Genomic DNA, 21,413 nt, shown 5'->3' on the forward strand with positions numbered 1-21,413 from the left:
ATATCTGTATCTTTTTGAATTGTTTTTTTACATTTAGAAATAGAAAGGAGTGGTTGCATACTTGGCTGGAGCACTAGACAAGATTAAGGTCCTCGACTTATCACGAGTTCTTGCGGGCCCATATTGTACTATGATTTTGGGAGATTTAGGTGCAGAAGTCTTAAAGGTGGAAGCACCTGGAGGTAGTGATGAAACTCGTAAATGGGGACCACCATTTCAAAATGATATAAGTGCTTATTACTTAAGTGCCAATCGAAATAAAAAAGCGATTACGGTAGATTTAAAGTCTGCAGAAGGCGTTGAAATCATTAAAAAACTTGTCTGTGAGAGTGATGTTATTATTCATAACTTCAAAACAGGGACAATGAATCGCTATGGATTAAGTTATGATACATTGTCTCAACTCAATCCTCGTATTGTATATTGCTCCATCACTGGTTTTGGTGAAACGGGTCCAGAGAGACATATGCCGGGGTATGATTTTATTATTCAAGCGATGAGTGGGTTGATGAGTATCACGGGTACTAAGGAATCAGGGCCGCAAAAGTCAGGTGTTGCAATCGTAGACATTCTAACAGGTTTGTACGCATGTATTGGTATTCAAGCCGCTTTGCTGGAGCGCGTCCAGTCGGGAAAAGGGCAAAAGTTAGATATTTCACTATATGATTCAGCAGTAAGCGCTTTGGTGAATGTTGGAAGTAACTATTTAATGTCTGAAAAAATCCCTACAGCTCTTGGAAATGATCATGCTAATATTGTCCCATATCAGACTTTTCAAACATCAGATGGGGAAATGGTCATCGCCGTTGGAAACGACAATCAGTTTAAAGCGTTATGTATTGTACTTGAAAAACCCGAATATAGTACAAATGAACATTTCAGAACGAATCCAAATCGCGTAAAACACAGAAAAGAATTAGTTCCATTATTAGAAAAGGCTTTTTTAACAAAAAAGACTGCATATTGGCAGAAACAGTGCAGAAATAATAACATACCTTGCGGGCCAATCCAAAGTTTAGATGAAGTTGTTAAAGACAAACAACTTCAATCACGTGATATGTTTATAACACAAGATCATCCAACAGCAGGAGAAATTAAAATGATTGGAAGTCCACTAAAGTTTTCACGGACACCTGTTCAAATCAAATATCATCCACCGAATCCAGGGGAACATAATGAGGAAATAATGAATCGTCTAGGAATAAAATGAGGAAACATGAAATGAATTTTTCATTTTCTGGAGAACAAAACAGGATGCTTATTACTTATAAATTGAGTGTATAGTTAAAGACATTTAAAAGAGAGGATGTATTTTTTATGGAAAAAAATTATTCTATTGAAGAGCTTAAAATGTTAGATCAAAAGCATTTTCTACACCCTACTTCACCAGTAAAGACGGAAGATGGACCGGCATTTATTTTTACAGAAGGAAAAGGTGTCTATCTGTATGATATTACAGGCAAAAAGGTAATTGATGGTATGTCTTCACTTTGGAATGTGAATATCGGCCATGGTAGAACAGAACTTGGTGAAGTAGCGAAGGAACAAATGAATAAACTAGCCTTTAGTTCTTGTTTCGCAACGTTTAGTAATGAGCCTGCCATTCTATTAGCAAAAAAATTAGCAGAACTAGCACCTGGTGATTTAAATACAACATTTTTTACTTCTGGCGGATCTGAATCCAATGATAGCGCCTATAAATTAGCTCGTCATTATTGGATATTAAAAGGGGAAACTTCCCGAAAGAAAATTATCTCAAGAACGAAATCTTATCACGGGGTGGCAATCGGTGCTACAAGTGCGACAGGTTTAAAAGCATTTCGTGACTTTACAAATTCTAATGCACCAGATTTTCTATTCGTAGATCATTTCTCCATACAGGCCCTACGTGATTTGATTGAAACTGAAGGTCCCGAAACAATAGCTGCTTTCATAACTGAGCCAGTACAAGGTGCGGGAGGTGTGCATGTTGCACCGGATAATTATTTCAAAGAAATTCGTGAAATTTGTGATGAATACGGTATTCTGATGATAACCGACGAAGTTATCACAGGTTTTGGACGGACAGGTAAGTTTTTTGCTATAGAACATTATAATGTGGTACCAGACATGATGTGCATTGCAAAAGGCGTTACTAGTGGATATGCACAATTAGGCGGCGTAATGATATCAGAGAAAATGCACAAAGAATTTTCTGAGTTATCAGAAGGAACGATATTGCATGGATACACTTATAGTGGTCATCCAATGGCCTGTGCAGTTGGATTGAAAAACATTGAAATTATAGAAAAAGATAATTTAGTAGCAAATTCACAGGTTCGAGGTCTAGAGCTTTTAGAAGGGTTAAAAGCATTGCAGGAGAAATATCCATTTATTGTGGATGCAAGAGGCTTAGGTTTAATGGCAGGTCTAGAAATCTCCAATGAAGGAAGACTACTCGCTCCGCAAATAGTGACTGAGGCTGCAAAGTTAGGATTAATATGTCGTTCTGTTGTATTAGATGCTCAAGATATTGTCGTATTTTCACCACCTTTATCAATAAGCCAAGAGGAGTTAAGAGATTTATTAGAACTTTTAGATAAAGCGATTCAAGTAGTAGAGATTAAGGTAGCGGCAAGTCCGGTGTAATTTGATATGTAGTGTAACACAATATAGTGAAGAGGCCTCAGCAGAAACACCATCTATTGAAATCAATCTACTATTGTAAATTCGGAAGCAAGAGAAGAAGCACAATATTGTGAAGTAAAAGCGTAGTCTTTACCAGGCCAATTTTGGGTCTGGTATTTTTAATTCTCTAAAAGCATAATTAGTACTAGGTGTTAAAACTAGATATTAAAAAGGTGATGACTATGTATCATTTTACATTAACAGTTGCGAAACTAGTTGTACGTTTATTTGGAAAAGTTGAAGTGAAAAATAAACATTTGTTACCTGAGAATGAGGGATATATTGTAACTTGCACGCACCGAGGCTGGTTGGAAATAGTTATACTCGGCATCTGCGTGCCAAAACCTATTCATTTTATGGCCAAGAAAGAGCTTTTTGAAAACAAAATTATTGAGTGGTTCTTACGAAAAATAAATGCTTTTCCGGTTGACCGTGAAAATCCATCTCCTAGTACTATAAAGCAGCCAGTAAAGCTTTTGAAATCAAGGGAAATTGTTGGCATTTTTCCAAGTGGAACTAGAACGGCAGAGGATGTTCCATTAAAAAGAGGTGCTGTAACAATTGGGAATTTATCAAGTGCTCCGATCGTACCTGAATTATATGTCGGTTCGAGAACATTAATAGAGTTACGAAAAATGAAAAAAGCAACCATATTATTTGGAAAACTTATTTATGTGAAAACAAATAGTAAAGAAGGGTTAGCTACATTTACAGAACTATTGAATAAGAAAACGTTAGAATTAGAAAGTCAAATAGAAAGATAGAAAAAAGATAGAGAAAAATAAATGGATAATAACATAGAAGTTTTTTATAAGTGAATTAATTTCATAAATAGTATTTATGAAATTAAAACACGAACAATGATTATTTTAATGACTGGAGCAACAGGCGGCGACTCCAGGGGGATGAGTGAGACAGATGAGACATCGCTCACCCCCGGAAAGCATCCGCCTATAGAGGATGTCATGCTGACTTTTGAATTCCAAGCGCGTACTATTTATGAGGCCAGGGGATATAAAGTAGCGGTGGAAGTAAAAGATTACCCACCTGGTAGTAGTTACTAAATGATGGTGAAGACTTTATTAAAGGATAATTATCAGCAAGACTTTTACTAGCTAATTTTTGTATTTTTTCTCAAATAAGAACGTATGTGTGGTATAATTATAGAGTAATAGAATAGGTGACTCAAGGGTGGTCGGCTCACTCTCCTCTGAAAGGGGGTGATGCCAATGACAGTATTCGAGGCATTAATGTTTGCGATAGCTTTTGCAACATTAATCGTATTAATACTTTCATTTAACCAGAAAAAAAAATAACCCATCCTTGAGTTAACGGCTCGTAGGGATGGGTAACAATATCATTCAGAAGTCGAAGCCCTTGAAGGGACCTCTGTTACTCTGACCGATGGATGGTACAACATCTTTCGGTCTTTTTTATTTTATTCAATCTATAAATTCATTATACGTTTATATTGCTACTATGACAACCAATTTGAGCTCAATGTATTCGTACGTTCTTCTATCCATAATAACTTTTCTACGTCTTAGGGCTGATAAAAAACACACCTAGAGGTCATATGAATGTTTTGTATGTACAGTATAATAGGATGTAAGAAGTAGTTCATACAATTGGGGGATCGTGAAGATGGGAATAAAAAAAATTGCTATTATATCCTTATTTATTTTATTAGCAGGCGTAGCAGTTAGTATTATTTTAAATGTAAAAGACGCATTGGTAAATAAATCAGACGAAATTATAGTGGAAGATAATTCTTTCACAAATATTCATATTCTTAGTGATAATGCTTTGGTAGAAATTATTCCGACGAAAAACGAAGCAACTAAAGCTAAGTTTTCGGGAAAAATGAAAAAAAAATCCAATTACAATTTTCATGCGGATGTAAAAGGCGATACACTAGTAGTTGAGTTAAAAGAAAAAAGATGGAGCTTTATTCAATTTGGTTTAACTTCACATGACATTAAATTAAAAGTATATGTCCCAGAGCAGAATTACAGTAAACTAAAAACAGAAATAGATAACGGACGTATAGTTGCTGAAAATATGAATGTAAAAAATATGGAATTAGAAACAGACAACGGTTCCATTGAACTAAAGAATATCAATTCAGAGTCCGTTTTTACTAAAACGGATAACGGACAAATTCTAATGGATAATGTAGAAGGTAAATTAAAAGCGGAAACGGATAATGGACGAATCGTTTTAATTACAAATAATTTGGAAAGATCTATTGATTTTAAAGCGGATAATGGATTACTTCAAATTCAAACCGACAAAGAACCTTCTAATGCCACAATTCAAGCTAAAGTAGATGTCGGTAGTGTCCATATTTTTGGAAAAACAAAAACAAGAACAATTTTTGGAGATGGAGTAAACTTGATTAATTTAGAAATAGATAATGGTAAAATAATTGTAAAGAAGTCTTATTAGAAAACATAGCATTTTATTAATAATAGACGTAAAATTCTAAATTTAAATAGTTTATTAATTGGACGCTTAATATGTTAAAATTTGAACTACGGGTGGTTATAGGAGTAAAAACTCGTTCCTTATAAGGGACGAGTTTTTTTTCTGTAAAATTATACTAAGCTTATTTTTAATCTTCGTTAGAATGCTTACTTTTTTCTTCTTTCGCATTAGTACTATTTAAATTGGGGGTCATTATGAAAAATTTAATTGTTGTTGTTGGGTCACTTATTATTGCATTTGGTTTTAATTTGTTTTTAGTTCCTCAAGGAATTCTTAGTGGGGGAATTAGTGGAATTGCTATTTTACTTGGAATTATTACTCCTTTTGATACCGGTTTATTGAATTTTGTTCTTAATTTACCGCTTCTTATTTTAGGATACTTTAAGCTTGGAAAAAAAATTACGATTAGCACACTAATTTGTGTATTTTCATTATCTGTATTCTTATCTGTGATACCTGTTGTTGCTGTGACAGATAATATGTTACTTTCAACAATTTTTGGCGGCATTATAAGCGGATTGGGCGTAGGTATTATTTTAAAGTACGCTGGCACTTCCGGGGGTTTGGATATTATTGCTATAATCATTTCACGTACTAGTAATATAAGTGTAGGACTGCTACTCACAGGAATGAACGGGATTATCGTCCTGGTATCAGGAGCAGTTTTCTCTTGGGAGATAGCATTATATACGCTTTTATCGATTTATTTGACGGGCAAGATGATTGATACAATTTACACAAATCATGAAAAGTTGACCATGCAGATCGTTACTACAAAAGGGGATTTAATTCGAACCGATTTATTACAGTACATTTATCGTGGAGTTACCATAACAGATGGATATGGCGGTTATACGGGGGAAAAGAAACAAATTTTAATGATGGTTGTCACACGATATGAAACGATGCAAATCAAACAAATAGTCCGAAAGCATGATGAACATGCCTTTATTAACATATTTGAAACAATAGAAGTCGATGGTAACTTTGCTAGAAATTGAATAATAGCGACAAAGTGGTTGTTAAAAACATGAAAATAAGGGGAAGGTAAAACAAATGGAATATCCTCTTTCTTTTGAGAAGAAAATTATTGGAGCGAATGGTGAAGTGGGAAAAGCTTGGTTAGACTCTCTAGAATCGTTAGTACATACTTATTTGGACAAATGGGATCTTCAATCGTATGGCGCAGTAGAAAACTTATCGTATAATTACGTATTAAAAGTAATAGATATGAGTGGAAACAGAGCAATTTTAAAACTTGGAATTCCAAATTACGACTTTGGAAATGAAATACGAACTCTTCGAGCATATAATGGCAACGGATGTGTAAAAATAATAAAGGCTGATTCTGAAAATGGAGCAATGCTGTTAGAGCATTTACAACCTGGAACGATGCTTACAGAAGTAGAAGAACAACTTGCTGTGAAAACCTTCGCGCATGTATGGACTGCTATTCGCAGAACGGTCGAAGAAAATGCGGATCACCCGTCTATAGCGGATTGGATGAAAGCGTTCGATCGTTATCAAGATAAATATCAAACAAATGAAGGTCCTATCCCCAATCACTTTGTTTTTCTTGCAAGAACATATTTTGTTGAAATAGCCAATTCTTCCGAAAATAATGATCTGTTACACGGTGATTTACATCATGAAAATATATTATATTCAACTACTGACGGATGGCTTGCAATAGATCCTAAAGGAGTTATAGGTGACAACTATTTTGATTTTATTTCATTTCTAACAAATCAGTTGTTTAACAAATCAAATCCAAGACAACTATTAGAAAAGAGAGTCACTTTACTTTGTGAAGAAATGCAACTAAATAAGGAACGACTCTTAAAAGCTGCTGTTGCTATGTCTACCTTATATACTTGTTGGGGAATAGAAGATAATGACCCTGAATGGGAAAATACATATAGGTGTGCACAATGGTTTGAGGGATTTATAGAAGGTAACTGACTTTTATGTCAGAACTACATACTAATCATCAACCTTTTTTTTCAAGATATTATGCACAGAAGATGAGTGGATATTGAAAGGACGGACAAATCAATGAATTTCAGCGAACTTTATCATTTGTCTGATTACGACAATGTTTTAATAGTCGATGCAAACGGCATTACCATTTTTTTCGATTTAGCCGATTTGAATATTTTACAACAACTAGGATTAAAGCCGGAAGAGTTTTTAAGAAAGCATGTAACCTCTTTTTACCAAGACTTATCTATTGAAGATAGTACTTTGATGAGGGTGTTAAAAACAGGAGAGTCATTGTGGAATATGGAACAAAAATTAACTTCCACTAATGGTTTTAGTTATATATCGAAAAGTTCCTCTTTTCCAATTAAAAAAGGGGATACTATAATAGGAGCTATTGAATTTTCAAAGCATTATTATCAAAAGCAAGATATGCAAAAGCTCGAGAAATTTGCAGAAAATAAAATATATCGAAAGAATAATACCATTTATACGATAGATAACTTAGTTTCTGAAAGTAAAGTCATGCAAGAAGTTAAAAATAAAATTCAAAAAGTTTCTAACACGGACTCTAACGTGCTTATTTATGGAAAGACCGGAACAGGGAAGGAAATTGTTGCGCAAGCTATTCATAATTTAAGTATTCGTTACACACAACCATTTATCTCCATAAACTGTGCAGAGATTGATACAAATCTCCTGGAACATATTCTATTTGGTACTGAAAAAGATAAGGTAACAGCAACTCCAGATATTATTGGGCTATTAGAGAAGGCTAATGGGGGTACAATTTTTTTAGATGAAGTGAATGCTCTAGATATAAAATTTCAAGCAAAATTATTAAAAGTTATTGAAGACAATACTATTCGTCGACTAGGTAGTAAATATGATGTTCATTTAAACATTCGAGTAATTGCAGCCACTAACGAGAATCCTGATCAATTAGTGGAAAAGAAGATGTTACGAGAGGATTTATATTATCGTTTAAGCGTTTTTCGATTAGATTTACCTTTACTAACAGAAAGAAAAGAAGACATTGAAGCGCTTACGAATTATTTTATCCAGTTTTATAATCGTCATATGCAAATGAAAGTGGAAGAAATGGACGTAGATGTATTAAACACATTTAAAGACTATCTTTGGCCAGGGAATGTGCGTGAATTAAAAAATGCAATTGAAACTGCATATAATAATGTGAATACAAAAATTATTTCCCTGAATGATATACCTTCCAATATAAAAAATTATTCAAGTAAGTTATTGATTATAAATAAGCCAGAAAACAATATAAATCTAAAAGACAAAGTAGAGGAATATGAAAAGAGTTTAATTGTATTGGAACTAAGAAATACTGGTGGTAAACTAGCGGAATCTGCAAGAAGATTAGGTATTTCGAAACAGTTGCTAAAATATAAAATGGAAAAGTATGAATTGAGGTAAAAAAATTATTAAAGGGGGTGAAAAATTTACCTCCTTTTTTTATTGCCCATAATTAATTATTATAAAATTAGAACTTGGGGGTCAATTAGAACAGTTCAATTGTTTTAACTTAACTTCGCACATACAGACTTATGTGATTATTTTTCATTAGTTTTGTAAGGGTTTTCAATTGGGTATATATGAAAGAGGGGAATTTTATGAGTAAAACAGTACAACACAGTTTAATAGTAGGATTTGCGCTATTTGCTATATTTTTTGGAGCAGGAAATTTAATATTTCCTCCGTCAATTGGGAATGTATCGGGAACTGAATGGGTCGTGGCATTAGTTGGTTTTTGTATAACAGGAATCGTGTTACCACTTTTATCAGTCATTGCGATAATAAATGTAGGTGGAAAGTTTGAAGATTTAACTAGACCAATAAGTCCTTGGTTTTATAAAGTATTTAACTTGTTATTAATGGGCGGAATCGGAATGTTTGTCACAATTCCACGGATGTCTGCAACTACGCATGAATTAGGAGTTCATCAACTTTTTCCTAGTGTTCCATCCATCGTTACCATTGTCATATTCTTTGCAATTTGTTTTTATTTTGCAATGGATAAGTCTAATGTAATCGATAAAATTGGTAAAGTACTTACACCAGTGTTAGTAGTAATTCTTTTATTTATCGTCGGAAAAGGTATTTTTGATCCTATCGGTACTCCGGTTGTTACGGGTATTAAAAATTCATTTTCGAATGCATTTATTAGTGCGTACCAAACGGGTGATGTAGTGACAGGAATATTTTGTGCTCCTATATTTATCGCTGCAATAGCTGCATTTGGGTATAAAGGGAAATCAGCGCGTAAGATGGCTTTAACTGGAACACTTATAGCTGGTATTGGATTACTTATTGTGTATGGTGGGTTGCTATTTATCGGGGCTTCTGGTAGTGGGTTTGCACCAGCAGGTATAGAAGATACTGCATTAGTATCCCTATTAGTCGATCGTTCACTTGGTGGTATAGGCGCTGTTGCTCTTGCAGTTGCAATTGCCTTAGCATGTTTGACATCTGCAATTGGTGTAATTGCTGTAATCGGAGATTTCTTGAATGATTTGACAAAAAACAAACTCAGCTATCGTATTTGGGTTGCAATTATATGTGTTATAGGTATTGTAATAGGTTCAGCAGGTGTTGGCGCTATTGTTACATATGCTATGCCAATATTTACTGCATTATATCCAGTTGCCATTGTGTTGGTAATACTAGGTGTTTTTCAAAAGTTTGTTCCAAATCCAGGTTCTTATCAAGGTGCGATATTATTAACTTTTATCGTAAGCTTATTGGAAACAGTTGGATCTTTGATAAAGACTCCAGTTTTAAAAGACATAATACTAAAGTTACCACTAGCCTCAGATGGATTTAGTTGGTTAATACCGGCTATAGTCGGATTTATAGTTGGTACGCTAATTCATAAACTTAAAGGACAAAAAGAAGCTAATTAAGAAAAGAGTAACTTGGGAACTTAATTATTCTAGATCAAGATATTTTATAAATTTCTCCGGAAAAAATAAGACATAATATATATTTAATAAACATCAAGAGTTTAATCACTCTTGGTGTTTTTTTCTTTTAACCGTAACATCTTTTTATATCTCCTTATAATATCTAAGCTTGAGAGTACTATTTTCATTTATTAAGATTTCAGAAACGTATAAATACAATCAAGGTTGGAAATACTCCATATGACAAAAGATGCCACAAATATAATCGATAAAGAGGGAACGTATGGGTTTTTTTAAGAAGAAAAATAGTATTATGTTAAATCTCCCTGCTCCTTCTACTCCTGATGTGAAGCAGTTAGAAAATAAGACATCTTTAAATTCAAAATTACAAGAAAATATACAAAAAGTAAAAGAAACTCTTGGAAAAAGCGCGGATATTATCATTCGAGAAATTAAAATTGGAAAAGAAGGAAGCATCAATGCTGGAATCGTTTATACAGATGGCTTGAGCGATGCATCTTCATTACAAAACTTTATATTGGAAACATTAATGTTAGATATTAAAGAAACTGCATTAGAAGATGATTTAACACCTAATCCCAATTTGATAACTACATTAAAAGACTTTGCAATGACTGTTGGAGAAATTAAAGATTTAAACAATTTTGATGATCTATTCACTCATCTATTATCCGGAGACGTTATTTTCATGGTAGACGGATATTCTAATGGTTTTATTATCGGTAATAAGCATTGGGTAGAACGTGGGGTAACCGAGCCAACTGCTCAAAGTGTAGTGAGAGGCCCGAGAGAAGGTTTTTCCGAAAACTTGCGAATAAATACGGCATTAGTTCGTCGCATCATTAAGGATCCGAATTTATGGATGGAATCCAAAGTAATTGGTAAACGCTCCAAAACTAATATTGCAGTTATGTATATTAAGGGGGTTGCGAAGGACGATATAGTGAAGGAAGTCAATTCGAGATTGGACAGAATTGACATCGATGGCATATTGGAAAGTTCCTATATTGAGGAATTAATTCAAGACTCACAGTTTTCACCTTTTCCAACTGTATTTAATTCGGAACGACCCGATGTTGTATCCGCAGCACTTTTGCAAGGTAAAGTCGCAATTTTAATAGACGGAACACCATTCGCTCTTATGGTTCCGGCTGTATTTATTCAATTTTTCCAATCTACAGAAGATTATTATCAAAGAGCAATAATGGCTACGTTAATTCGTCTTCTACGTTATTTCTCATTTATGATTTCATTGCTCTTTCCAGCTTTTTATATTGCCGTTATTACTTTTCATCAGGAAATGATACCGACTGCCTTGCTTATGAGTCTAGCAGCACAACGTGAAAATGTACCATTTCCAGCATTTATTGAAGTAATGATTATGGAAGTTGCATTTGAAATTCTGCGTGAAGCTGGTTTACGAATGCCTAGAGTAGTTGGAGCCGCTATGTCCATTGTAGGTGGATTTGTTGTTGGAACTGCAGCGGTTGAGGCAGGTATTATTTCAGCAGCAATGGTAATTGTTGTATCACTAACAGCGATTTCCAGTTTTGTTTCTCCGCTCTATGATATTGCAATTGCGAGTAGAATGTTACGTTTTATATTTATTGTACTAGCTGCCATGTTTGGGTTTTATGGGATGACGATAGGATTCATTGCACTTATTTTACATTTATGTAGTTTACGTTCTTTTGGTATTCCTTATATGTCACCTTTAGCACCTTTTAGTCTTTCAGATCAAAAAGATGCATTTATTCGAGTTCCAATATGGAAAATGACGACACGCCCAAATTTAATATCGAAAAATACTATAAGACAAAAGTACACTCCGCCAAAGCCGGGTGAAGATGATTAGGATAAGTTAAGGAGAGGGTGTAAGTGAAAAAAGGCATCTTTATACTACTAATTCTTATTCTCTTCCTATCCGGATGTTGGGATAAACGAGAGTTAAATGAGCTTGCAATTACAGTTGGAATTGGGCTTGATAAAATCGATGATGAGTACTTGGTCACTGCACAAGTAGCTGTACCATCTGAGCTTTCATCGAAAGGTGGAGCAGGTCACTCTCAAATAACGATTTTCCAAGGGAAAGGAACCACAGTGTATGAAGCTATTCGTCAACTTACTAAAGTTTCACCAAGAATTATTTACCTAGGACATCTACAAGTGTTAATCATCGGCGAATCTTTAGCGAGAGAAGGAATAGGGGATTCGTTAGATTTTCTTGCAAGAAACTGGGAAGTACGATGGGATTTTTATGTTTCTATCGCCAAAGATAGTACTGCGGAAAAAATATTGAATGTTCAAACTCCATTAGAAAGCGTACCCGCATCTGACATGCACTTCACGCTACTTAATTCAGATAAAACCTATGCAAATACCACTGGAGTGACACTAATTGAACTTTTAACGGACCTGGAAAAAACAGGGAAACAACCAGTGTTAACTGGCGTTCACATTTTGGGGGATCCGAAAAGTGGCTCTGATAAATCGAATGTAGAATCTATCATGCCTCCTGCACAGATTAAGTTCGATGGATTAGCTGTTTTTAAAAGAGATAAGCTTGTCGGGTGGTTAAGTGAAGACGATACCAAAAGTTATAATAGTGTTATTAACCATATAAAGCGGTCTGTATCTACTATTTCATGCCCTAAAAAAGGAAAAGCAAACATTGAAGTATACCGATTTGATTCAAAAATGAAAGGAAAAATGAATAAAGGAAAACCAGAAATAGATATCCATATTCAAGTCGATGGAGATATAGGTGCCATAGAATGCGAAATGGATCTTACAAAAGAAGAATCACTTCATGCATTAGAGAAAATATACAAAAAAGAAGAAAAAGATTCCATTGAAAAGACGATAAAAAAAGTTCAGAAGGAAATAGGGGTTGATATTTTTGGATTTGGAGCAGCTATTTATCATGATGACCATAAAGCATGGGAAAAAGTGAAAGATCAATGGGATGAAGAGTTTTTAGATGTAAAAGTAAATATTAAAGTAGATGTTGAACTTAAGTTAATAGGTGCAATCAATAATTCTTTCAAAGAAAAAATAAAGGACTAATTCAATATGGTAAATAGCTTAGGGATACTATTAATCGCTGCAGTCATCGTAAAATTGGAAGTTCCTGCTCTTTTAAAAAATAAAGATAAGATAGGACTCATTATCTTTTCAGCACTCCTTGCACTTGGTGTAGGTTTTGGAATGGCGTTAGCATTTAATATAAAAATTCCAAATCCGGTTGATTTTCTAACAGTCATATTAAAACCATTAAATGATATCATAACTAATCATTAAAAGAATAGGAGACGAGAAAGGTGATGGGATGCAAAAGACTAAAATAAATTCATTTCAATTCCTAGTACTTGTCATTTTTTTTACAGTAGGTACTAGTATCCTTGAATTACCATCTGCTTTGGCTGCTTATTCAAAGCAAGATGCATGGATTGCGTCTATAATTGGTACAATAATCGGAATTTTGGTCATCTGGTTTTTCACAAAAATAGCAGCTTGGTTTCCAAACCTCACTTATGTTCAAATTAACGAAAAAATTTTGGGGAAGTGGTTTGGTAAATTTAGTGCAACTCTATTTGTTTCTTTATGTCTATTATATACAGCAAGTCTATTAAGTCATTCGGGATTATTTTTAGCTTCACAATTGTTCCCAAATACACCGATTGTAGTTGTCAATATTCTAATGACTTTCATCTTAATAATGGGTATACGGCTTGGACTTGAAACTGTAGCACGTTCTGCAGAGATTCTGATATTTATTTTTCTATTCCTTTATATCGGTTTAGTCATATTTATAATTCCTGAAATTGATGTTCACAACATTGAACCATTTTTTATTTCCAAATTAGGACCACTATTGAAATCTTCCATAATGATAACTGTAATATCATCAGTAAATGCTATTGTTTTATTAATGATTTTTCCTTCACTAATAAACGAATATGAAAAAGGAAGAAAATCATTTTTTTTAGGAAATATTATTGGAGGCATCGTTATTATTATTGTTACTGTTTTATGTATTTTTGTATTGGGTTCAAGTACAACTGCTAGACAAATTTATCCAAGTTACATTTTAGCGAGACAAATAAATATAGGTAACTTTATAAATCGTATTGAGGTACTAATGGCTGCATTATGGATTATATGCCTTTATATTAAAACCTCTATCTACTTTTATGCTGGAACGATGGGGTTGGCACAAATATTTAATTTGAAAGATTATCGTCCAATGACTTATCCTTTAGGAATAATTATTATTGTACTTTCAGTTATTATTGCTCCAAACTTTATTTCTCAAGCAAATTTTGATGCTACTACAAGTACCTCTCTCTCCATAGTTATTGGTATTTTTATACCTCTATTACTAACGATTGTATATATAATCCGCAAAAAACAACTTAAAAAATCTGATCTTTCTTAAAGTAATACATTTTCTATTGCGATTTTGCTTTCGCATTGAGAGGTGAGTTACGTACAATTACTCACAACAGAAAAGTTAAAAGCTTCTCAGAGCGAATTTGAAAATAGTAATATCATGTTTAAAAAAGAATCTAAATCTAGAAAAATATTATAAATAAAAATAAGGTTCCCAAATACATATTTGGGAACCTTATTTTGTGTTAAAATAGGAAGATACGAGGTGAAAGATATGCAACGAGAATTACCTAAAATATTGAAGGATTTTTTAGTCTATTTAACAACGATTAAAGGGAAATCACTAAGAACGCGTAAAGAATATGAATATGATATCACTCTGTTTTTGCGCTTTTTAAAAGCAGTCAAAGAGGATATTAAGCTTGATAAAATTGATGAAATCGGAATTAAAGACATTACAATAGATTTCATTAAAGAAATATCATTAGAAGACATGTATTTATTTTTAGAGTACTGTGAGGTTCAGCGGAAAAATAGTGCAGCGACAAGAGCAAGAAAAGCAGCGACACTTAAATCATTTTTCAAATATTTAAAAGGAAAAAGAAGGCTTATAGAAGATAATCCAGCTGACGAGTTGGAAACCCCGAAAATTGGTAAGAAAAAGCCAATCTATATGGATTTACAAGAAGCGGAGATGTTTATAGCAGGAATAAAGAGAAGTAATCATTATTATCGCAATTATAGTATGATTATGTTCTTTTTAAACTTAGGGTTACGTGTTTCGGAACTATGCAACTTAAATCTCACGTCGATCCAAGGGAATGTATTGCATGTTTTCGGAAAAGGTGACAAAGAGCGTACCGTTTTTTTAAACAATACATGCATCCAATCTCTACAAGTATATAAGCAAAAAGAACGACAATACATACAAGGTGCGCACTCCAATGAAGCGCTATTCTTATCTCAAAAGGGTACAAGATTAACTCGCCAAACAGTAGCGAAAATCATCAAACAAATTAACAACGACTCTGGCTTAAATAAAGAAAAACTAACACCACATAAGCTAAGACACACATCGGCTACTATAATGTATAAGAGTGGGGCTGATATTCGCAGTTTACAGCATATTTTGGGCCATACCAGTGTTTCCACTACACAAATCTATACCCATGTGGAAGATAAAGAAATTCAACAAGTAATTGAGAACAATCCGTTTAATCAAATAGTTTAATATAATTTTATTATGTAAACTAAATATGTATGACGATTAATAAAGGCTAAACGCCTTGTATAGTAAGGTAAGTACAAAAACAAATAAAATTAACTAACAGAAAGTGGTTGTTTCAAGGGGGAACCTTAGAAATCAAGCACTTTTTTGTTGATTGGAATAACTTATGTAATAGATCGATTCTAATGCGATGTACAAATACTGTTTTGAAAACTAAGTAGGGAGGAATTAGATAAAAAGCATTCAAAAACATGGGAAAGAATGCCCTTTTCTCTTTATTCTCAATAGATTGCTGTATTATTCTCACTCTAATTTTCTTTCTAAACCGAGTATAAAAGGAATTAATTAATAATAATTATATTATGTAAACTAATTACTTGTTTCATTTATCAGAGTATTTGTTATAATGTAAGAATGCTGTATACCTACATAGATTTATTTGGGAATTAAAACAAAAAATTACAGAAAATGAGGTTGATTAGTATGTTTACACACCAAATTGATGATAAAACAAAGTTAAAAATGCTCGATTTACGGGATGCTGAACATTTGTTCGGTTTAACGATTCAGTCAAACGAAACCTTGAGAGAATGGCTACCATTTATCGATTACACTAGGTCTGTAGCAGACACTCAAGGATTTATCCAATCCACGATGAAACAATTTAGTGAGAATAACGGAGTTCAAGCTGGCATTTGGTATGAAGATAAAATTGCTGGTGTGATAGGTTTTCATCAAATTAATTGGAGTAATAAATCGACAAGTATTGGGTACTGGCTTGGAAATGACTTTGTAGGGTTAGGATTAATGACGAAATCTGTCAAAGCTTTTGTTGATTATGCTATTAATGACTTGAAATTGAACAGAGTAGAGATTCGTGCGGCTGTAGAAAATAAAAAGAGTAGAACAATACCAGAAAGACTAGATTTCAAAGAGGAAGGTTGTATACGAGAAGCTGAGTGGCTATATGATCATTATGTGGATCATGTGGTTTACGGAATGTTAGCTAGTGATTGGAATAGTAAATTTGATAAGTAGAATGCTACACGAGACCTCAGATCAATCAATTAAATTTAGAGGTGGAAAAAGATGACTAATACAACGTTTATTTATGAAATCTACATCGCCACAACACAAAATAAGCTTTGGGAAGCTCTAACTAGCAGCGACATGATAAAAAAATATTGGTTTGATTTGCAAGTTCAAACTGATTGGCAGGTAGGATCAATAGTTTCCTTTTTAGATAAGAATGGAAAGGTCACAGACCAAGGGAAAGTATTAATAAATGAGCCATATCATCTACTTTCATATACTTTTCAATGGTTGGAAGACAAAACAGTACGTGAACGCCCAACAAGGGTATCCTTTGAACTAAAACCGATAAATTCGACAGTAAAATTAACACTCATGCATTTGGATCTATTACCAACAGATATTATTGATGAAAACGATGGATTTAAGGGCTATAATAATGGCTGGCCAATGATTTTGAGCAATTTGAAAAGCCTGCTTGAAACTGGGGAGACCTTGACATTAGACTAAATTGAAGAAAACGTTGAATTAATAAAACCCTGGTTATTAGAGAACCAGGGTTTTTATTATTGAGATAGATAAAGGGTTCAATTGTAAGCATAGTAATCTTGGGCATGTACCACTTGGAATCCGATAGACTCATAAAGTCCTAGTGCTTGCGCATTTAAAGTTTCTACTTCCAAATGGACAGAGTGGCCCGATTCTGACTGCACTTTAACTACTCTTTTCAATACTTTTCTACCAATACCTTTTCCTTGATGTGTCGGTAAGATGGAAAATCCATAAATCCATGCTTCTCCATTTTCTCGTTTCACACGGATTTTCCCAACTGTTTCTTTGTTCACGTCAATCATGAACATATCAGTATCCTCATCGCCATCAATTCGACTTTCCATTGTTAGAGCATCTTCTTTCGTCAAACCGAACGCTTCAACAGACAATCGTACACGCATGTCTAAATCCGCAATACTTGCATGTCGAAGTGTAAAACCCTCTGCTTCTTCTAGGTGCTTTTCTTTCCACTTCATTTGATGTTCGGAAAATCCATAAATAGCTCCATTTTTAGTTAAAAATGCTTTAGCTTCACTTGAACTTGCTGGTGCATTTAACAAAATTCGTTTAAAACCCTTTTGTTTTGCAGTAGCCATTCCTTGTTGGAACAATCGCGAGAATTGACTTTTTCGGCGTTCGCTTGGTTTTACCATTCCGGATACTTCTACTGTTGAACCAAAAGCATATAAACCTAGAAAGGCAACTAGTTCATCATCTTCATAATGAAGGAAATCGAGTTGATCTGTCTCTCTATTCCGAAGCATTTCCCAGTTTAGTTTTAATTGAATATGATCAAATGTTTCACATTCCTTTTGTAAAGTTTCAATATCTAGTAATTGTTTTGATGTTAACATTTGTTTCTCCTTTAATAATTGTTTGGTTGTGGTTTTATATTTTAAAATAAAATGTGAATATTCACCATTATAACACTTTACTAAAATATTGCTGAAATACTAGCTTATTTAAACGAATCACAATCTAGAGTTGCTAAGGGTAATTTTCCAAAATGGAGAACTGAAAGTCTATTATCTAAAAATGACGAATAATAAGGTGGAACCAGTCGCATTGGAACGTTTTGGGGAGTAGGAGCAGCTGAAATGGATTGTAAAAGAGCAAACCCTTATCTTAGAGGTTCGCTCTTTTAAAACGCTAAATGTCTATTATAATAGGAAGGATCATAGGACTTCTTTTCGTTCGACTGTACAAGAGTTTTTCGATAGAACTTTTTATATTTTGTTTTAACACTCGCTGGTTCCTATCTTTTGAGTTCTTAATAGTTTGACGAACAGATTGATTTACCTCTTTTATCAGTTCCTCAGCCTCAGGTCCATAAACGAATCCACGTGAAATAGTATCAGGACCTGTTATAATTTTGTTTCCTGATTTACTAATGGTTATTACAATGACTAGCATACCGTCTTCAGAAAGGAGTTTTCTATCCCGCAAGATGATGTTTCCGACATCACCTATCCCAAATCCATCTACGAAAATGTTCCCAGCATCAATACTACGTGTTTGAATTGCCACTTGATCGTCAATGTCAACTACATCACCATTATTTAATATAAATATGTTATCCTTTCTCACACCAACCGATTCAGCCAATAAACTATGATGGCGAAGCATGCGATATTCACCATGAATGGGGATGAAATATTTTGGTTTCATTAATGTGAGCATAAGTTTTAACTCTTCCTGACAAGCATGACCTGAAACATGCATTCCTGTAACATTACCTGATCCATAAATAACTTTGGCTCCTAATTGAAATAAATTATCTATTATTCGGGATACGCTCCGTTCGTTACCGGGTATCGGACTTGCTGCAAAAATAACAATGTCTTCCGGCAAAACTTCAACTTGACGGAAGTTGGAGCTTGCTAATCGAGACAAGGCAGCCATAGGTTCTCCTTGACTGCCGGTGCATAGAATGACCACTTTTTCAGGGTTCATTGTTCTCACTTCATTTGCCTCTACTAGCATTCCATCTGGGATCTCTAAGTATCCTCGCTCCATAGCGACGGATACTACGTTAACCATACTACGTCCAAGTAAAACAAGCTTACGATTCGTTTCTATAGCCGCATTTACAATTTGTTGTACACGATGAACATTGGAAGCAAATGTAGAAATAAATACTTTCCTCGGTGCATGTCGGAATGCATCTTCAATATGTTCTCCAACTAAACGTTCGGAAGGAGTGGAGCCGGGTCTTTCTGCATTGGTACTTTCAGATAGTAAAAGTAATACACCATTTTGACCAATTTCCGCCATTTTGTGAATATCTGGAGCTTGATTATCCACAGGGGTTAAATCAAACTTAAAATCCCCAGTATGTACGATTGTTCCTTGTGGAGTATGAAATGCAATTCCCAAACAATCTGGAATACTGTGACTTGTCCTAAAAAATGTTGTTTTAATAGTTCCTAATCGAATAGTTGACTCCTCATCAATTAAAAAAGTTTTCGTTTGTCTAAAAAGACCATGCTCTTTTAATTTTATTTCAATCAATCCAAGCGTTAAGTTTGTAGCGTAAATTGGTACATTCAACTGTTTTAAGAAATAGGGAATACCCCCGATATGATCTTCGTGTCCATGGGTAACAATTAAAGCCCGGATCTTTTCTTGATGTTCCTGTAAATAGGAGATATCCTGGATGATTAAATCAATGCCTAGTAGACTTTCATCTGGAAACTTGGAACCGCAGTCGATGATTACAATATCACCGTCAGATTGTAAAACGTACATGTTTTTACCAATCTCATTAATACCACCAAGAGCAAAAATAGATAATTTAGACTTCGTTGTATTCAAGTTAATGCCTCCTTTCTAGAACTTTCATCTAAAGTATTGCCTATAAAAGCACTTTTATAAGGAGATTTATAAAATTATTTCAAAATTTTAACGAGATATTAGGTTTGCAAAATGTTGGAGCGGATTTTAATTTTTGTGAAAAGGAATTATTACAGTGTTGAAAACTAATGGGTGTAAGATAAAATGGAAAATCCGTATTTTTCTGTGGTTATACAGGGCTTGAGTGAAGGAGTACGGTAAAAACATTATGCACTTCAAATGAGTACTGGTAAAACAGAACAAGAATTATATGATAGTGTTGTGCACATGGTCCAGGGAGGTAGGGTTGACAGCATTATCCTGTTATACTCTCGTAAAGACGACAAAATTCTTCCTTATTTAAAAAAATAGAAATTTTCCTTTTGTAGTTATCGGAAAGCCTTTTGATTTTGTCGATAAGATTACTCATGTTGATAATGATAATTATCTCGCAGCGAAAGAAGCCAATTCTTTCATTGGTCTTGGCCATGAAAGAATTGGCTTCATAGGAGGCAGCCAAACCCTTACAGTTACGATGGATCGTTTACAAGGATATAAAGATGCTCTTAGAGGCTCCGATTTGCTTTTCAAGGAAGAATATATCATTCGCGAAGAATTTCTGCGTAAAGGATGGCAGGAAGCTGTCAAAAAGCTCAGGACAAGGACTATTCCACCTTCCGCACTTTTTGTGACGGATGAATTGATGGCACTTGGAGTTGTCAATTTCCTTACTGAAATGCAAATGGACATTCCAGAACAAGTATCAATCGTCAGCTTCAATAATGCTTTATTCGCAGAAATGTCTAGGCACAAATTGACTTCAATTGATATCAACATTGAAGAACTCGGTTATCAAGCTGCAAGAAGTTTGATTCAATTGCTTAAGAATGAAAATGAACCAATCAAACGAATCATTATACCGTACAAGCTAGTGATTAGGCATTCGTGTTCTAAGCCTAATCGGGCGATGGGTGCGGATGGCGATTTATAGGTTAGATTAGCAGCATTAATCGTATCATTTAGAAGTCATAAGTAATAAACCATCTTTGAATTACCACACCGAGTTGTTTACCCTAATACCATTAAAAGCCCGCTTAATGCGTTAACATCAAGCGGGCTTGTTTATATTTCAAATACGTCACTTTATGTAGACTACTTATTTGTAACTTTTAAAAGTTTCATTTTAAGGAAATATAATAATATTATGTAAACAAAAATCAAGGATTATTATTAGACGTTAAATTAGAATTGAAACTTATAATTATTTCAAACGTATTATACTAACTGGTTCATTG

At 34.0% G+C, this 21,413-nt stretch carries 18 protein-coding genes and 1 pseudogene; 17 read left to right on the forward strand and 2 right to left on the reverse strand.

Annotated features, from left to right (window positions below; all coding sequences use genetic code 11):
• The first annotated feature begins 61 nt into the window (after positions 1-61).
• The 16 genes from ACEPXD_RS09370 (at position 62) to ACEPXD_RS09445 (ending at position 17,244) form a co-directional block, all read left to right on the forward strand.
• On the forward strand, positions 62-1,210 hold the full coding sequence (locus tag ACEPXD_RS09370) for a CaiB/BaiF CoA transferase family protein (RefSeq protein ID WP_391122791.1): 1,149 nt from the start codon (positions 62-64) through the stop codon (positions 1,208-1,210).
• A gap of 107 nt (positions 1,211-1,317) precedes the next feature.
• Positions 1,318-2,628, forward strand: coding sequence for an aspartate aminotransferase family protein (locus ACEPXD_RS09375; RefSeq protein WP_391122794.1), 1,311 nt, complete (start codon positions 1,318-1,320; stop codon positions 2,626-2,628).
• Between the two features lie 221 nt (positions 2,629-2,849).
• Positions 2,850-3,431 carry a lysophospholipid acyltransferase family protein gene (locus ACEPXD_RS09380; protein ID WP_391122797.1) on the forward strand — a complete coding sequence of 194 codons (582 nt, stop codon included), beginning with the start codon at positions 2,850-2,852 and terminating at the stop codon, positions 3,429-3,431.
• A 96-nt stretch (positions 3,432-3,527) separates the two neighbouring features.
• Positions 3,528-3,731: a hypothetical protein gene (locus ACEPXD_RS09385; protein WP_391122800.1), complete on the forward strand. Its 204-nt coding sequence runs from the start codon at positions 3,528-3,530 to the stop codon at positions 3,729-3,731.
• A gap of 580 nt (positions 3,732-4,311) precedes the next feature.
• Positions 4,312-5,115: a DUF4097 family beta strand repeat-containing protein gene (locus tag ACEPXD_RS09390; RefSeq protein ID WP_391122803.1), complete on the forward strand. Its 804-nt coding sequence runs from the start codon at positions 4,312-4,314 to the stop codon at positions 5,113-5,115.
• Positions 5,116-5,348: 233 nt separating this feature from the next.
• Positions 5,349-6,155, forward strand: coding sequence for a YitT family protein (locus ACEPXD_RS09395; RefSeq protein WP_391122806.1), 807 nt, complete (start codon positions 5,349-5,351; stop codon positions 6,153-6,155).
• A gap of 55 nt (positions 6,156-6,210) precedes the next feature.
• Entirely contained in the window at positions 6,211-7,116 is a 906-nt protein-coding gene (locus ACEPXD_RS09400; RefSeq protein WP_391122809.1) for an aminoglycoside phosphotransferase family protein, read from the forward strand.
• Positions 7,117-7,209: 93 nt separating this feature from the next.
• Positions 7,210-8,574 carry a sigma-54 interaction domain-containing protein gene (locus ACEPXD_RS09405; protein WP_391122813.1) on the forward strand — a complete coding sequence of 455 codons (1,365 nt, stop codon included), beginning with the start codon at positions 7,210-7,212 and terminating at the stop codon, positions 8,572-8,574.
• A 197-nt stretch (positions 8,575-8,771) separates the two neighbouring features.
• Positions 8,772-10,061, forward strand: a complete 1,290-nt coding sequence (gene brnQ / locus ACEPXD_RS09410) for a branched-chain amino acid transport system II carrier protein (RefSeq protein WP_391122815.1) — start codon at positions 8,772-8,774, stop codon at positions 10,059-10,061.
• A gap of 283 nt (positions 10,062-10,344) precedes the next feature.
• Entirely contained in the window at positions 10,345-11,937 is a 1,593-nt protein-coding gene (locus ACEPXD_RS09415; protein WP_391122818.1) for a spore germination protein, read from the forward strand.
• Between the two features lie 23 nt (positions 11,938-11,960).
• A complete protein-coding gene (locus ACEPXD_RS09420) occupies positions 11,961-13,148 on the forward strand; it encodes a Ger(x)C family spore germination protein (protein ID WP_391122821.1) in 1,188 nt (395 codons plus the stop codon).
• Positions 13,149-13,154: 6 nt separating this feature from the next.
• The gene (locus ACEPXD_RS09425) at positions 13,155-13,382 is read left to right on the forward strand and encodes a hypothetical protein (protein WP_391122824.1); all 228 of its coding nucleotides are present in this window, start codon (positions 13,155-13,157) and stop codon (positions 13,380-13,382) included.
• 28 nt (positions 13,383-13,410) lie between these two features.
• Positions 13,411-14,520, forward strand: a complete 1,110-nt coding sequence (locus ACEPXD_RS09430; RefSeq protein WP_391122827.1) for a GerAB/ArcD/ProY family transporter — start codon at positions 13,411-13,413, stop codon at positions 14,518-14,520.
• Between the two features lie 228 nt (positions 14,521-14,748).
• The gene (locus tag ACEPXD_RS09435; protein ID WP_391123130.1) at positions 14,749-15,705 is read left to right on the forward strand and encodes a tyrosine-type recombinase/integrase; all 957 of its coding nucleotides are present in this window, start codon (positions 14,749-14,751) and stop codon (positions 15,703-15,705) included.
• 480 nt (positions 15,706-16,185) lie between these two features.
• Complete coding sequence (locus tag ACEPXD_RS09440; protein ID WP_391122830.1) at positions 16,186-16,740, forward strand: GNAT family N-acetyltransferase; 555 nt, start codon at positions 16,186-16,188, stop codon at positions 16,738-16,740.
• A 51-nt stretch (positions 16,741-16,791) separates the two neighbouring features.
• The gene (locus tag ACEPXD_RS09445; protein ID WP_391122833.1) at positions 16,792-17,244 is read left to right on the forward strand and encodes an SRPBCC domain-containing protein; all 453 of its coding nucleotides are present in this window, start codon (positions 16,792-16,794) and stop codon (positions 17,242-17,244) included.
• A gap of 77 nt (positions 17,245-17,321) precedes the next feature.
• Here ACEPXD_RS09445 and ACEPXD_RS09450 read toward each other — a convergent pair whose 3' ends face one another.
• Both ACEPXD_RS09450 and ACEPXD_RS09455 read right to left on the reverse strand, forming a co-directional pair.
• Positions 17,322-18,140, reverse strand: a complete 819-nt coding sequence (locus ACEPXD_RS09450; protein ID WP_391122836.1) for a GNAT family N-acetyltransferase — start codon at positions 18,138-18,140, stop codon at positions 17,322-17,324.
• A gap of 295 nt (positions 18,141-18,435) precedes the next feature.
• Entirely contained in the window at positions 18,436-20,100 is a 1,665-nt protein-coding gene (locus ACEPXD_RS09455; RefSeq protein ID WP_391122838.1) for a ribonuclease J, read from the reverse strand.
• 406 nt (positions 20,101-20,506) lie between these two features.
• Here ACEPXD_RS09455 and ACEPXD_RS09460 point away from each other — a divergent pair.
• Positions 20,507-21,109 (forward strand): annotated as a pseudogene (locus tag ACEPXD_RS09460) (substrate-binding domain-containing protein); the annotation flags it as partial.
• Between the last annotated feature and the right edge of the window lie 304 nt (positions 21,110-21,413).

Origin of the sequence: Psychrobacillus sp. L3 (genome assembly GCF_042945595.1) — a bacterium.
In the GTDB taxonomy this organism is placed as follows: domain Bacteria; phylum Bacillota; class Bacilli; order Bacillales_A; family Planococcaceae; genus Psychrobacillus.

Excerpts from the sequence above, each read along its gene's own strand:
- ACEPXD_RS09380 (WP_391122797.1), top strand. The coding sequence starts at position 2,850 with ATGTATCATTTTACATTAACAGTTGCGAAACTAGTTGTACGTTTATTT.
- ACEPXD_RS09440 (WP_391122830.1), top strand. The coding sequence starts at position 16,186 with ATGTTTACACACCAAATTGATGATAAAACAAAGTTAAAAATGCTCGAT.
- ACEPXD_RS09445 (WP_391122833.1), top strand. The coding sequence starts at position 16,792 with ATGACTAATACAACGTTTATTTATGAAATCTACATCGCCACAACACAA.
- ACEPXD_RS09395 (WP_391122806.1), top strand. The coding sequence starts at position 5,349 with ATGAAAAATTTAATTGTTGTTGTTGGGTCACTTATTATTGCATTTGGT.
- ACEPXD_RS09435 (WP_391123130.1), top strand. The coding sequence starts at position 14,749 with ATGCAACGAGAATTACCTAAAATATTGAAGGATTTTTTAGTCTATTTA.
- ACEPXD_RS09450 (WP_391122836.1), bottom strand. The coding sequence starts at position 18,140 with ATGTTAACATCAAAACAATTACTAGATATTGAAACTTTACAAAAGGAA.
- ACEPXD_RS09400 (WP_391122809.1), top strand. The coding sequence starts at position 6,211 with ATGGAATATCCTCTTTCTTTTGAGAAGAAAATTATTGGAGCGAATGGT.
- ACEPXD_RS09375 (WP_391122794.1), top strand. The coding sequence starts at position 1,318 with ATGGAAAAAAATTATTCTATTGAAGAGCTTAAAATGTTAGATCAAAAG.
- ACEPXD_RS09385 (WP_391122800.1), top strand. The coding sequence starts at position 3,528 with ATGATTATTTTAATGACTGGAGCAACAGGCGGCGACTCCAGGGGGATG.
- ACEPXD_RS09415 (WP_391122818.1), top strand. The coding sequence starts at position 10,345 with ATGGGTTTTTTTAAGAAGAAAAATAGTATTATGTTAAATCTCCCTGCT.
- ACEPXD_RS09390 (WP_391122803.1), top strand. The coding sequence starts at position 4,312 with ATGGGAATAAAAAAAATTGCTATTATATCCTTATTTATTTTATTAGCA.
- ACEPXD_RS09425 (WP_391122824.1), top strand. The coding sequence starts at position 13,155 with ATGGTAAATAGCTTAGGGATACTATTAATCGCTGCAGTCATCGTAAAA.
- brnQ (WP_391122815.1), top strand. The coding sequence starts at position 8,772 with ATGAGTAAAACAGTACAACACAGTTTAATAGTAGGATTTGCGCTATTT.
- ACEPXD_RS09405 (WP_391122813.1), top strand. The coding sequence starts at position 7,210 with ATGAATTTCAGCGAACTTTATCATTTGTCTGATTACGACAATGTTTTA.
- ACEPXD_RS09430 (WP_391122827.1), top strand. The coding sequence starts at position 13,411 with ATGCAAAAGACTAAAATAAATTCATTTCAATTCCTAGTACTTGTCATT.